The 13,160-nt window shown below is 46.8% G+C and carries 11 protein-coding genes, 1 pseudogene and 1 riboswitch; of the genes and pseudogenes, 9 read left to right on the plus strand and 3 right to left on the minus strand.

Annotation, left to right across the window (positions count from 1 at the left end; genetic code table 11):
- Positions 1 to 627: pseudogene (locus ABNT28_RS06925) on the minus strand (galactose-1-epimerase); the annotation flags it as partial.
- 192 nt (positions 628 to 819) lie between these two features.
- On the opposite strand from ABNT28_RS06925, the gene ABNT28_RS06930 reads away from it, so the two are divergent.
- The 4 genes from ABNT28_RS06930 to ABNT28_RS06945 are packed head-to-tail and all read left to right on the plus strand — an operon-like array spanning position 820 to position 4,622.
- The gene (locus ABNT28_RS06930) at positions 820 to 2,139 is read left to right on the plus strand and encodes an FAD-dependent oxidoreductase (RefSeq protein ID WP_348721268.1); all 1,320 of its coding nucleotides are present in this window, start codon (positions 820 to 822) and stop codon (positions 2,137 to 2,139) included.
- Entirely contained in the window at positions 2,139 to 2,933 is a 795-nt protein-coding gene (locus ABNT28_RS06935; RefSeq protein WP_332924549.1) for a DUF1365 domain-containing protein, read from the plus strand. Before ABNT28_RS06930 ends, ABNT28_RS06935 begins: the two co-directional genes overlap by 1 nt.
- A 4-nt stretch (positions 2,934 to 2,937) precedes the next feature.
- Positions 2,938 to 4,128 (plus strand): cyclopropane-fatty-acyl-phospholipid synthase family protein, encoded by a 1,191-nt coding sequence (locus ABNT28_RS06940; RefSeq protein ID WP_348721269.1) that lies wholly within the window; start codon positions 2,938 to 2,940, stop codon positions 4,126 to 4,128.
- On the plus strand, positions 4,128 to 4,622 hold the full coding sequence (locus ABNT28_RS06945; protein ID WP_348721270.1) for a DUF3833 family protein: 495 nt from the start codon (positions 4,128 to 4,130) through the stop codon (positions 4,620 to 4,622). The genes ABNT28_RS06940 and ABNT28_RS06945 overlap by 1 nt, the downstream gene beginning before the upstream one ends.
- Here the strand turns inward: ABNT28_RS06945 and ABNT28_RS06950 are convergent.
- Together ABNT28_RS06950 and ABNT28_RS06955 are read right to left on the minus strand one after the other, a co-directional pair.
- Positions 4,606 to 5,052: a nuclear transport factor 2 family protein gene (locus ABNT28_RS06950; protein WP_348721271.1), complete on the minus strand. Its 447-nt coding sequence runs from the start codon at positions 5,050 to 5,052 to the stop codon at positions 4,606 to 4,608. The two genes, ABNT28_RS06945 and ABNT28_RS06950, sit on opposite strands and share 17 nt — an antisense overlap.
- Positions 5,053 to 5,054: 2 nt before the next feature.
- The gene (locus ABNT28_RS06955; RefSeq protein ID WP_332924545.1) at positions 5,055 to 5,795 is read right to left on the minus strand and encodes an SDR family NAD(P)-dependent oxidoreductase; all 741 of its coding nucleotides are present in this window, start codon (positions 5,793 to 5,795) and stop codon (positions 5,055 to 5,057) included.
- A gap of 125 nt (positions 5,796 to 5,920) precedes the next feature.
- Here ABNT28_RS06955 and ABNT28_RS06960 point away from each other — a divergent pair, with 125 nt between their 5' ends.
- The 5 genes from ABNT28_RS06960 to cobW form a co-directional block, all read left to right on the plus strand.
- Positions 5,921 to 8,998, plus strand: coding sequence for an aminotransferase class III-fold pyridoxal phosphate-dependent enzyme (locus ABNT28_RS06960; protein ID WP_348721272.1), 3,078 nt, complete (start codon positions 5,921 to 5,923; stop codon positions 8,996 to 8,998).
- Positions 8,999 to 9,103: 105 nt separating this feature from the next.
- Positions 9,104 to 10,159: an asparaginase gene (locus tag ABNT28_RS06965; protein ID WP_332924543.1), complete on the plus strand. Its 1,056-nt coding sequence runs from the start codon at positions 9,104 to 9,106 to the stop codon at positions 10,157 to 10,159.
- Positions 10,152 to 11,135 carry a threonine-phosphate decarboxylase gene (locus ABNT28_RS06970; protein ID WP_332924542.1) on the plus strand — a complete coding sequence of 328 codons (984 nt, stop codon included), beginning with the start codon at positions 10,152 to 10,154 and terminating at the stop codon, positions 11,133 to 11,135. The genes ABNT28_RS06965 and ABNT28_RS06970 overlap by 8 nt, the downstream gene beginning before the upstream one ends.
- 49 nt (positions 11,136 to 11,184) lie before the next feature.
- A riboswitch (cobalamin riboswitch) is annotated at positions 11,185 to 11,415 on the plus strand.
- Between the two features lie 95 nt (positions 11,416 to 11,510).
- Positions 11,511 to 12,143, plus strand: coding sequence for a HupE/UreJ family protein (locus tag ABNT28_RS06975; protein ID WP_332924849.1), 633 nt, complete (start codon positions 11,511 to 11,513; stop codon positions 12,141 to 12,143).
- 84 nt (positions 12,144 to 12,227) lie between these two features.
- Positions 12,228 to 13,160 (plus strand): cobalamin biosynthesis protein CobW (cobW, locus tag ABNT28_RS06980; RefSeq protein ID WP_348721273.1); only part of this gene is annotated, 933 nt, incomplete at its 3' end.

The raw sequence follows: 13,160 nt of genomic DNA on the forward strand, positions 1-13,160 counted from the left end.
ATCTCGTATTTCGCCTGTTGGGATGAATTCCGCGTCGCAAGGTAAATATGAATCAGCATGAATTTGCAACTCATGACCACGAATGTCGCCTGTATCATCAAGGCAGAAATAACTGTGATGTGCCAGATTACAAAAGGTAGGCGCATCGGTTTGGGCATCCAGCGTTACCGTAAGGACATTGCCAGGTTGAATTTCATATCGACAAACCACATCCAACATGCCCGGAAAGCCCATCATGCCATCGGGATCGCGTAAAACCAGTTCCACAAAATCATGCCCATGATCGCGAATGTCCCAGTCGCGCGTGCCGAAACCGTCTTTGCCACCATGCAAACTATGTTTACCTAGGAAATTGGTATCACTTTGAACGGTTGTATCATCGATTTGTCCTTGCCCCTCAGCAATGCGGTTGGCAACGCGTCCAGCAATGGCACCGTAATAGGGTGAATAGCGGGGATAATGTTTGAACTTGCGAAATCCTAACACCAACGGTGCCTCATGGCCTAAAAGGCGCAAATCCTGCACCACAGCACCCCATGTCAGTATCGTTGCTGATAGACCGTCACGCCATATATCAATGGCTTGAACTTCACAATTTTGACGGGAAATACCGATAGATTTAATCATTCATTTACAAAAGCCTCACAAAACTGATGTGATTTATGCGTGTCTATCAAAAATATCGCAACTATAACCATATGATACTGATAGAATTTGATAGGATGTTTGTATATATATATGTGAATAATCAGTTAAATAAGTAACTGATGGCGCCAGCTTTGATAGTCGCCGGATCAATATTTTGATAGGGATGTTTGAATGCGGGTTGCCGTTATTGGTTCGGGTATTTCTGGGTTGGGCTCAGCGTATCTTTTGAAAGACCATGCTGATGTTCACGTCTTTGAAAAGGCGACACGGCTAGGTGGGCACAGTCACACTGTTGATGCTGATTTTGAGGGTGTAAAGGTACCGGTTGATACGGGTTTTATCGTCTATAATCCATTGAATTACCCTAATCTAATCAATTTGTTCTCTGTTCTTGATGTGCCTACGCAAAATACCGATATGTCGTTTGCTGTTTCGCTTGCAGATGGCCGATCTGAATATGAAGGATCAATCAAGGGTTTGCTGGCACAACCGTCTAATCTGTTGCGCCGCCGTTATTGGTCGATGTTGGCTGACCTTGTGCGCTTTTATCGCACCGCGCCACGTGATGCTTATGATGGACCTGAAGATGAAACACTTGGTGCATTCATAGCGCGCCAGAATTATGGTGAGCCATTTGTAACAGATCATTTACTGCCAATGGGCGCGGCAATTTGGTCGTGTACATCGAATATGATGAACGCATTTCCTGTCCGCTCATTCATGCGTTTTATGGAAAACCATAAATTGCTTAACTTCATTGACCGCCCACAATGGCGCACGGTGCTAGGCGGGTCGCGCGAATATGTCACCAGAATCCATAAGGCGCTTGGCGACAAGGTACATTGCGGTGTCAATATCACATCAATACGCCGCGCCAATGCTGGCGTTATGCTCTCGATTGAGGGGCAGGGTGATCTTTGGTTCGATAAGGTCATTATGGCAGCTCATGCTGATGAATCGCTTGCATTGATTGCTGATCCGACCGACATGGAAAGGGATGTTCTGTCTGCTTTCAAATTTCAACCTAATCGTGCAGTTTTACATTCGGATGCGCGCTTGATGCCACGTCGAAAATCTACATGGGCGGCGTGGAACTATATTACGTCCAAAGACGGGTCTGAGTCAGGAAATCAGGACAATCTATGTCTGACTTACTGGATGAACCGTTTGCAATCAATTGATACGAACTATCCGCTTTATGAAACGCTAAACCCACATATAGAGCCCGACCCAAAACTTGTGCATGGGGAATTTATCTATCATCATCCGGTATTTGATTCTGCCGCGATAGATGCGCAACCACAGCTGGCTGATATTCAGGGCGTAAATAATTTGTTTTTCGCAGGTGCATGGACCGGATATGGTTTCCATGAGGATGGCTTGAAATCAGCGGTCGCTATCGCCAAAAAATTGGGTGCGCAAATCCCTTGGCACAGTGATGTTGACGCATTTCTTGTTTCAACTAATGAGTCAATAAAGGTTGGTGCTTGATGTCAGCATGCCAGCTAGTCATTTCACAGATTGACCATACGCGGCACGGCACCCCTTCACATTTTTTAAGCCGTAAGGGGCTATCTTTGTGGATTAACCTTGATCAACTTGACAAAGTGAACCGTATGTCAATGTTGTTCAGCGTTGATAAATTTAACCTGTTATCATTTCGGCAACGTGATCATGGGGAAAATTTCAAATCAAAAGCGCCATTGGTAAAATTGGCTGATTATGCCCGTGCCAGAGCTGCCGAACTATGCCCAAGTCAGGAAATAGCATCTGTTCATTTGCTGACGTTTCCTCGTATTTTCGGCCTCGTATTTAATCCTGTTTCAGTCTATGTCCTATGTGATAAATCAGGCGCTGAGCGTGTTCACATTTATGAAGTGCGCAACACCTTTGGGGACATGCATTCCTATATCGGGCAGGTAACTAAAAATCACACAGTCATGCGGGCTGAAAAGTTGCTACATGTTTCGCCTTTTTTTGCGAATAGCGGACATTACCGTCTGAAAATAAGAGTTGTTGGTGATCGATTGCGCCTTCTTATGCGCTACCATCAAGTGGATAAAGTTGCTTTGACAGCTACCTTGCGAGGTAAAATGCGCATTTTGTCCAGCGCGTCAATTCTTAGTGGGCTGATTTCGACTGGACAATGGCCGCTTCGTCCACTTGTATCAATTCATATTGAAGCCATTAAGTTGTGGTTAAAAAAAGTACATTTCTTTTCTAGACCAGCCCCTCCTAAGATGTGGTCAGAAGCAAAAGATATCGGAAAAGTTAAGGAGTTTTGATTTTATGTTTTCCGAATTTATATATAAAAAACAGGTGCAACTATTTATTGCTATTCTAAACCGAATTGAATGTGGCAGCCTTCAGCTAACCTTGCCAGATGGCAGTATTCACGATTTCAAGTCGGGAAAGCCTGGCCCCGATGCTGATCTGCGTTTGCGCACGCGTTCTGCTTTGTCACGCATTCTGCGGGATGGAAAAATGGGGTTTTGTGAAGCGATCATGGATGGCGATGCCAGCAGTAACACATTGCCAAGCCTGATTGAGTTAGCGGTCTATCATGACGAAGATATGGACGTACAATTAAAACCAAATTTCATCAGAAAATGGGCATTGCGAAGCTATCATTATTGGCGCAGGAATAGCAAAAGCGGTTCTGCCAAAAATATCGCGCATCATTACGATCTAGGCAATGATTTTTATGCGCATTGGCTTGACCCAACTATGACATATTCTTCAGCAGTATTTGAAAATGATGGCGATGATCTGACCAAGGCGCAGATCAATAAATACCAAAAACTTGTTGAAATGGCCGATATTCAGCCAGATGACCATGTTCTTGAAATTGGCTGTGGTTGGGGTGGCTTTGCCAAATATGTGGCCTCGACGATTGGTGCGCGCGTTACCGGTGTTACAATTTCAAAAGAGCAATTCGAATTTGGCACGCAAAGCATTCATGCGGCAGGGCTGGCTGGTAAAGCTGATCTGCAACTTGTCGATTATCGCGACCTCACGGGTAAATTTGACAAGATTGTGTCTATTGAAATGTTTGAAGCCGTTGGTGAAGCCTATTGGCCAACCTATTTTGACGCTATCTCTAAATTGTTGAAAAAGGGGGGGCGTGCGGCGATCCAATCAATCACAATAGATCATAAATCTTTTCATGCCTATAAAAGCCAACCTGACTTCATTCAGCGTTATATTTTCCCGGGCGGTATGCTGCCATCTCTGCCTATGCTTGATAAGCCTCTGAATGACGCGGGTTTGCAACTGGTTGAAGAAAATGGCTATGCCCAGCATTACGCAAGGACTTTGGCGGAATGGCGTGACCGCTTTAATGTTGCATGGCCAACTATGGCTGAGGATAAGTTTGACGAGCGTTTTAAACGTATGTGGGAACTTTATCTGTCATATTGCGAGGGTGGGTTCCGCGCTGGCATGATTGATGTGAAGCAGATGTTGGTGATGCATCGCTAATGGCTAAGACAAACATAAAAGATGATGTGCCATCAGGTGCAAAAATTGACATTCCATCATTTCTGCCTGAGCAGTATTTTGACGGTCAATTAACCGCTTTTGGTCTTTTTATTGACCGATTTGGTACTGTTCAGCGTCAGTTTCGCGTTACGATTGACGGGCGTCGTACCGATGATGGATTTATTCTTGATGAATATTTTGTTTATGATGATGGCGAGCTTGAAACCCGTCAATGGACAGTAACAGCGCTTGAAGGCGGTGTTTATCGTGGTGAATGTGCTGATGTTGTTGGTCACGCAAAAGGCGTTTTGACCAATAACGTTTTGAGCTGGCGTTATAAATTCAATCTGCCGATGTTTGGCTGTAAGGTGACGGTCACGTTCGACGATGTGATGGCATTGCAGGATGGCGCCATTCTGGTCAATCGTGCAAAAGTATTGAAATGGGGTTTTTTACTTGGTGAAGTTTTGATTAGCTTTAGACCGGTATCCTGAAGCGACGAAGAATCGGATGGATCAAAACATTAATGATAGGTAGCTTTGCCAGTAGCTGACTCGCGCTGTCCCAATGATCGATATGTGCGCTTATCAATCCATTGTCACCAATATGTATTTCACTCATACCTGACAGAAAAAGCCCAGATTTAGGCCAGTTTTTTAAGGTGGCGGTCATATCCCAACGCAGATATGCCACCTGATCTGAATGCGCAATGTCTGTCACGACAAAGCGCGGATTATCACAGGTTTTGAACATATGATCAAAAATAGCCTGAAAACCGACCTTCCCATATACATCATTAAATGGATCGCTAAAGCGCACATTATCATCAATCATTTTCAAAAGCGTATCAATATTATTGGCGCGCAAAGTGGTGAAGGCGGCGACATAGGCTTTGATAATGTCCGTTTGTTGATTAGCGTTCATGGCTAATTATGTCCGGTTTGCCGCGCGACAAATTTGAAAAACAGCCGATCTGGCAGATATTTCAAAAACTTCATTTTGCGGGTAAATGATTTTGGAAAATCGACAATAAAATTATCATGTTTTAGCCCACTAAGAATATGCGCGGCAGCCTGATCACTTGAAAGTAAATCAGGCATCTTAAAATCATTTACTGCGGTGGCTTCACTTTCGACAAAGCCGGGGCAAATGACCTGTAGCTTTATCCCGCGGGGAGTGAGATCAAAATAAAGTGATTCTGCCAGCGAAATGAGGGCAGCTTTGGTGGGGCCATAGGCTGCTGATTTAGGTAAGCCTCGCCATCCAGCAACAGATGATGTAATGGCTATATGTCCTTGTTTTTGTGTAATCATATTGGTAACGATTGGTGCTAATGTATTAACAACGCCCATATAATTAACATTCATGTGCTGGTGGTAAACTGCCGGATCAATTTTGTTGCCATCTTGCGGTGTATAAATACCAGCATTAAGGATAGCTACGTCAATGGGTCCAAAAGTTTTTATGGCTTCCTTGACAGCAGTTCGCATTGCTTTGGCATCAGTTACATCTGCGGCGATAGGATGAAAATGGGCATGTTTTTTTGATAGGGCATCAAGCCGATCCTGACGCCGTGCAACGCCCGTGATGTTCGCATCTGGACTCAAGGCCGACACCAAGGCGGCACCTATGCCTGAACTGACTCCGGTGATGAAATAATGGCGCATAACACATTTCCACTGTAAATTGGGCGTAATGATCGGCAGGTTGATGATCTTGTTGTATGATGTATGTGTTCGACTGTCAAAAAACCTGTCAGCATATGTCTTTTAGTAAAGTGAGTGAGCCCGTAATGTCTGCCGAAACCCCAACATTATCACCGCTGGATATGGCGCATTGGAAACAAATATTTGCGTCGCAGTTCGATGTGACAGGCAAATTGCTGCGCTTAAATGGGGAATATGATACCAATATAGGTGTTTTCGATCAGGACAAGCTTGTTGCTGTTGCCAAAATCACGGCACATGATTGTCCATTATCGCATGTCGAGATGCAGATTGCGGCGCTTGCACATATCACCAAGACTGCGCCAGATGTGCCGGTGCCACGAGTCATACCGACCAAAGATGGTCATCCCTATTTTATGGCGGCTGATACCGACGGACAAGAACGTCTGGTCTGGATAATCACTAGCCTAGATGGCAAGCCGCTTGCTGATATCTGCCCGCATAACAGCATATTGCTTGATGAAATAGGTTATAAATGCGGTCAGGTTACAGCCGCTCTTGCCGATTTCACGCATCTGGGCTTATCGCGTGAGATGAAATGGGATTTGACATGTGCCGATTGGGTTTATCCTCATATCTCGGTTATAGACGACCTGACTGACCGGCAGATTGTCGGCAAGATCATTGAAGAATACCGCACGCATTGCGTTGGCACACTTGCAAAACGGCCTAAAACGCCAATCCATAATGATCCTAATGATTATAATCTACTGGTAACGCCTGCAATGGATTTTGACACTATGACGCCAAAGCCGTCTTTGACAGGAATTGTTGATTTTGGCGATATGATTGAGGCGCCTGCTGTCTGTGATCTAGCCATTTTGGCAGCTTATATGGTTCTGGGTGATCCGCGCCCACTAGAAAAATTATGTGCAGTTGTAGCTGGCTATCATCGCGCTTATCCATTGACCGCTGACGATATAGCACTGGTTTATCCTTTATTGCTGACACGGCTTGCCGTTAGCATGGTGAATGCAGGCATGATGGCGAAAGAGCGACCTGATGATTCTTATGTGATGGTGTCACAAGCGCCAATCCGCGCTTTCTTGCATCAATTCCAGTATATCGGAAATGATGAAGTAACAGCGCGGTTGCGGTTGGCATGTGGGCTGGATATTACCTCATCTGCCGCGCAGACTTTAGACTGGATCAATAATAACAAAGCTGATTTTGCGCCTGTTTTTGGTTTTGACCTTGCTGATATGCCACTTTGTTCATGCGCAGTTGGCGATTCGACTTTGCCACAGAATCCCACGAATCTGACTAACGCTGAAGCTATCATCCTGATAGCGTCGCAAGATGACAAAATGTCCAAGGCGCAGGTAGGGCATTATCTTGAGCCGCGTTTGGTGTACACCGAGGATGCTTTCCTGACCACATCACATCCTGTTGATGGGCGGCGCACTATGCATCTGGGCATTGATGTGTTTGCCGTTGCTGGTCAGGATGTGTTTGCGCCTTATGATGGCATTGTGGTGAGCGCGGTTGATCGCGCGCAACGTCTGAATTATGGCGGTGTCGTTGTGCTTGCCCATAAGACTGCTGATGGTGATGATTTTTATACGCTATATGGTCATCTTGACCCGCATACAATAGCGGGGCTTACACCGGGGCTGACCATCGCCAAAGGCACAAAATTTGCCGCGCTTGGATCAGTTGAGGTTAATGGTGGTTGGCAACCGCATCTGCATTTTCAACTTGGTATCAGCCTTATATTGCATGGCGATGATTGGCCTGGTGTTGCCGATCCGGATGATCTAGCTCTTTATGTCACTTTATACCCCAATCCGGCGGTTTTGCTTGGGCTGGACGAAGCGCGCATGCTTTATAACATAGCCAGCACCCAGGATGCGGAAACAGCACGCGCGGAACGTTTTGGTGCGAATCTGAAGTTGTCATACAAAGCACCAGTCATGTTATTGCGTGGCTGGCGTAATTATCTTTATGACCAATATGGCCGCACCTATCTTGATGCCTATAACAATGTGCCGCATGTTGGGCATGCACATCCGCGCTTACAGGCAATCGCCGCGCGCCAGCTACAAATGATTAATACGAATACGCGGTATCTACATCCAGCGCAGATAAAATTTGCAGACGCTTTGCGGGCGCGATTGCCAACACATCTTGATCATTTTTATTTTCTGACCTCAGGATCAGAAGCCAATGAATTGGCGCTTCGTCTGGCGCGGGCACATACTGGCCAGAAACATATGATTGTTCAGGATCACGCCTATCATGGTCACACCACGGGAACGATTGATATAAGCCCTTATAAATTTAACGGGCCAGGCGGCGAGGGGGCACCTGACTGGGTTGAGGTGATCGAGGTGGCTGACCCCTACCGTGGGCGCTTTGGGTATGATGACCGTCAAGCAGGTGCTAAATATGCGGCTGCTATTGATGATGCCGTAGTGGCGATTGGCAAAAAAGGGGCTGGCCTTGCGGGTTTTATTGCCGAAAGTTTCCCTAGTGTGGGTGGGCAGATCATCCCGCCACAAGGTTATCTGAAAGAGGTATATGCGCGTGTTCGCAAAGCAGGTGGTGTATGTATCGCTGATGAAGTGCAAACGGGGCTTGGTCGGCTTGGGCATGTTTATTGGGGGTTCGAGAAGCAAGATGCCAGTCCCGACATGGTTGTTCTTGGCAAGCCCGTTGGTAATGGCCACCCTATCGGTGTTGTCGCAACAACCAAGGCAATCGCTGACTCATTCGTCACTGGAATGGAGTTTTTCTCAACATTTGGTGGCACCACACTGGCCTGCCTGATAGGTGCCGAGGTGTTGAATATTATTGATGAAGAAAATTTACAGAAAAACGCTGAAACTATCGGTCATCATTTGTTAGATGGGTATCGCAAGCTACAGGACAAATATCCGATTATTGGCGATGTTCGCGGCATGGGACTATTTACGGGCATAGAATTAGTCACTGATCGCACGAGCAAAACCCCCGCAACGCATCTAGCTGGATATGTTTCAAATCGGTTACGGGCATATCGAATTCTCATTGGTACAGATGGCCCATGGGATAATGTGCTGAAAATCCGCCCCCCATTGACAATTAATCAAGCAGACGCTGATCTTTTGTTGTCGCGCCTTGATAGCATTATGCATGAAGCACAGATCATAAATGATGCATAGGGTTGCCCATGATTGTTCTGCTTGTGAGCAATCGATGAACAGGTTAACAAACATATATTGTTTGCCAGTATCCAGCTGGCTGATATTCCATTCTGTAGGCATTTAATGACTCAAATAATAACACCTCGCCAGACCTTGCCGTTGCATAGCGATGCGCCGTTGATTGTAAACGTGAACCGCAATCATACGATGGAAAGTTATCATGCGGTTGACATTGCGGTATGCGACGCTGACGGCAAGGTAATTATCGGCCTTGGTGATGTCGAACGTCCTATTTTTCCAAGGTCGGCGATGAAACCTCTTCAGGCGATCGCCTTGGCCGAAAAATATGTGCAAGGCGATATGATGCCTGCAATCGAAGATTCTGAATGGTCAATCATCTGTGCTAGCCATAATGGCCAGCCAATTCATAGCGCGGCTGTATCGCAGTTACTTAAAAAATTTAATCTGGAACCAAGCTGTCTAATTTGTGGCGCGCATTGGTCGATTGAACGCAATGCTATGGTCGAACAGGTGCAAAATCTGAAAGCGCCCGAACGTATCCATAATAACTGCAGTGGTAAACATAGCGGTATGCTGGTGCTGGCGCATCTGATGGGTGTTACAAATGAAGGTTATGCGGCCATTACGCACCCAGTACAACAATCAATCATTGGCGTTTTGGATGCAATGACAGGCGTTGATATTTTGAGCTTTACGCATGGTTTTGATGGGTGCGGCGCGCCAGCGGTCAGTGCGCCTCTGGGAAACTGGGCGCGCGCTTTTGCTTTGTTTGCCGATCATGACCAATTACCGCCACATAGGGCTGAGGCCTGTGCGCGAATAACCCGTGGTATTGCATCGGCACCACTCTTGCTGGCGGGCGAAAGACGGCTTTGTAGCGCACTTGCTACCGCCTTTGGTGCCAGTATAACTGCCAAAACGGGTGCCGAGGGCGTTTATGCCGCCGCCCTTCATGAGCTTGGTCTGGGTGTGATGCTGAAATGCCGTGACGGGCAGACACGCGCTGCCGAAGTTGCGCTGGGTGCGGTATTACATGCTATCGGTTATGACATGCCAGCTTCACTTGATCCTTTTTTCAGACCGATTTTGCGTAATTGGGAAGGTGATGAAATTGGTGACATTACCGTTGATGGCGGGATAATGGTTTCAAATGCGTGAGCATGGGGGAAATATTGACGTTGCATCTGCCAAATATGGCTTTGCACCTGATGATATGCTTGATCTTTCAACAGGCATAAGCCCGATCATGTATCCGTTACCCCCGATTAAAGTTGACGCATTACAGCCATTACCAACGGCGGCTACACTTGATGCCTGTGTTACGGCGGCTCGTCATGCCTATGGGGTACCTGAACAGCTTGCTGTTACAGCAGGGGCAGGCACTCAGGCGTTCTTACAACTCATTCCGCATCTGGTGAAAACTGGAACAGTGTGGATTCGCCAACCTACCTATAATGAGCATGCCCATTGCTGGGCTGATGCTGGTCATCATATTGTCGATGGCAATGTCATGCCAGATGCGGCTGATTATGCGGTTGTTGTGTTTCCGAACAATCCGACAGGTGACAAATATGGTGATCTGGTTGGTTTGGCTTTGGATATTGAAGCTAAGGGCGGTTTACTGATTATTGATGGTGCATTTTTGGACAATGAAGAAGGTGCCAATATTCTTGCCGATCTATCCCCTTTTTCCCGCGTCATTCATTTGCGATCATTTGGAAAATTCTTTGGCTTGGCTGGTGTGCGCTTGGGTTTTGCCATGGCGTCCCAAATGCTCAGCGATTCCTTGACCGAAATGTTGGGGCCATGGGCTGTTAACAATGTAGCTTTGATTGCGGGCACCAAGGCTTTACAGGATCAGACATGGATCAAAGCTCATAAAGACACGTTGGAACGCCAATCTGCAGAGCTAGCCAAAGTGCTGGCAAATGCGAATCTGGAAATTATCGGTGGTACATCCCTGTTTCAAACGATCCGCGATGTTGATGCTTTGTCTTTACATACACATCTTGCAAAAACAGGAATTTGGACGCGTATGTACCGCGAATGGCCTGACTTAATGCGTTTTGGCTTGCCGCGTGATAGCGATGAAATGGATCGGTTATGCAATTCAATCACAATCTGGCGAAGATAGGCTAATCGACGACGCAATTGGTTGACTTCTATCATCATATTATGAGAAGACTTGAACTTGTATTTGAGGTGGCTTTGATGCCAAGCATCATGCCTTAAAGAGGGAATATGGTTAATGATGAAACAAGCCATCTGATTCCATAGCCGTCCCCGCGACTGTGAACTGGTCGTTCTTCGAAATGCCACTGGTATCTTGCCAAGGTTCGCCTTTGCAAGCGCTGGGAAGGACGGAGAACAAATGACCATAAGCCAGGAGACCTGCCTTGGAATACGGATTGAAACGGTCGGGGAGTGCCGTGAAGATGTCGTCCATCATGGAACGCCGTCATCAATGTACCCCGCAACAGCCTGAGGGCTTTATTTTGGGAGTACCTAAATGCATAGAATTCTTGCTTTAGCAGTCGCGTTTTCGTCTATAACTCTTTCGAGTGCCTTTGCGCATCATCCACTTGGTGGTGAGGTGCCGCAAACCTTGATTCATGGATTTTTGTCTGGTGTAGGACATCCGGTTATCGGGTTTGACCATTTTGCTTTTGTCGTGGCCATTGGTCTTATCGCAGCTTTTCATAAACAGCGTATGATTTTGCCAGCTGGTTTCGTACTTGGCACCATGGCTGGAACATTGATGACCATTTCTGCACTAGTGCTTCCGTTTGCCGAAGTTGTCATTACAGCGTCTGTCATTGTTGCGGGTGTCATTGCCATGCGCGGCAAGCTTACATCGGTTGTCCCAATGACAGCAGGTGCGGCGGTCATCGGTCTGTTTCATGGTTGGGCATATGGCGCCGCTGTTATTGGTGCTGAAGCCACGCCCCTCATTGCCTATCTTGCGGGCTTTGGCCTTGTCCAGATGGCGATTGCATTGTTTGTAGGCTATGTTGCGGCCAATATGTGGAAAGCTACGTCAGCTGCATCACTTCAGCCGCGTCTGGCGGGTGCTTTAATGGCTGGTGTTGGCGTTGCCTACATGGTCGAGCTTGTTGAAGGCCTGATCTTTCCAGCGATGTAATGCCCTGCCGCATTGGTTAAAAGGCAGAACGCAGTTCTGCCTTTTATAGTTTTATATTTCTAAATTCAGTCAAAGAAGGTTTTCATGTCTCACGCCCGTATTCCAGCAACTGTTATCACCGGCTTTCTTGGTTCGGGAAAGACAACGCTTATTCGCAATATTATCATGCAAGCCAATGGCAAGCGGTTGGCGTTGATCGTGAATGAATTTGGGGACATTGGCATGGATGGCGATATGTTACAGGAATGTGGCGCCGATTCCTGTCGGGCTGAAGATATTATCGAACTTGCCAATGGCTGTATCTGTTGCACTGTCGCTGATGATTTTCTGCCCAGTATTCAGACATTGCTGGCACAGGACCCACCGCCAGACCATATTGTGATCGAAACTTCGGGCCTGGCTTTGCCACAACCACTTGTTCAGGCTTTTGGCTGGCCAGACATTAAATCTCAGGTAATGCTTGATGGGGTTGTGACATTGGTTGATGGCCCAGCGTTGGCCAAAGGTGGCATTGCCCATGATCTTGAGGCTCTGGAAGCCCAGCGCAAAGCAGATGAAGAGCTGGATCACGAAAGCCCGATTGATGAATTGTTTGAAGACCAGATATTAGCCGCTAATCTGATTGTTATATCAAAGTCTGATATGCTTGATGATGCGGGTATAGCACGGGCGCAGGCCATGGTGGAAAGCCATCTGGACGAGCCAACACCGATTATTTCGGTTGCTGGCGGTGTTGCCCCTATGGATGCGATTTTAGGGCTGGATATGGAAGATCAAGCGCACGCCCGCGCCGCGCATGCGCATCATCATCACCATCATCATCATGATGACGATGATGATGAAGATCACCACCACGAACATGATCATGGACATGATGAATTTGCATCTTTCATCATTGCAATGGGGGTGATTGATAGTGCTGAAACGCTAACGGCTAAACTTGCTGATATGGCTGGCCAGCATGGTATCTTGCGTGCCAAGGGGCGGCTACAGGAAGCTGGCAAAGCGCTACCACTT

Source organism: uncultured Candidatus Puniceispirillum sp. (assembly GCF_963979125.1).
Lineage (GTDB): Bacteria > Pseudomonadota > Alphaproteobacteria > Puniceispirillales > Puniceispirillaceae > Puniceispirillum.

What these genes read in the sequence shown, in the direction of transcription:
- ABNT28_RS06930 (WP_348721268.1), top strand. Translation starts at nt 820, where the DNA reads ATGCGGGTTGCCGTTATTGGTTCGGGTATTTCTGGGTTGGGCTCAGCG.
- ABNT28_RS06935 (WP_332924549.1), top strand. Translation starts at nt 2,139, where the DNA reads ATGTCAGCATGCCAGCTAGTCATTTCACAGATTGACCATACGCGGCAC.
- ABNT28_RS06940 (WP_348721269.1), top strand. Translation starts at nt 2,938, where the DNA reads ATGTTTTCCGAATTTATATATAAAAAACAGGTGCAACTATTTATTGCT.
- ABNT28_RS06945 (WP_348721270.1), top strand. Translation starts at nt 4,128, where the DNA reads ATGGCTAAGACAAACATAAAAGATGATGTGCCATCAGGTGCAAAAATT.
- ABNT28_RS06950 (WP_348721271.1), bottom strand. Translation starts at nt 5,052, where the DNA reads ATGAACGCTAATCAACAAACGGACATTATCAAAGCCTATGTCGCCGCC.
- ABNT28_RS06955 (WP_332924545.1), bottom strand. Translation starts at nt 5,795, where the DNA reads ATGCGCCATTATTTCATCACCGGAGTCAGTTCAGGCATAGGTGCCGCC.
- ABNT28_RS06960 (WP_348721272.1), top strand. Translation starts at nt 5,921, where the DNA reads ATGTCTGCCGAAACCCCAACATTATCACCGCTGGATATGGCGCATTGG.
- ABNT28_RS06965 (WP_332924543.1), top strand. Translation starts at nt 9,104, where the DNA reads ATGACTCAAATAATAACACCTCGCCAGACCTTGCCGTTGCATAGCGAT.
- ABNT28_RS06970 (WP_332924542.1), top strand. Translation starts at nt 10,152, where the DNA reads ATGCGTGAGCATGGGGGAAATATTGACGTTGCATCTGCCAAATATGGC.
- ABNT28_RS06975 (WP_332924849.1), top strand. Translation starts at nt 11,511, where the DNA reads ATGCATAGAATTCTTGCTTTAGCAGTCGCGTTTTCGTCTATAACTCTT.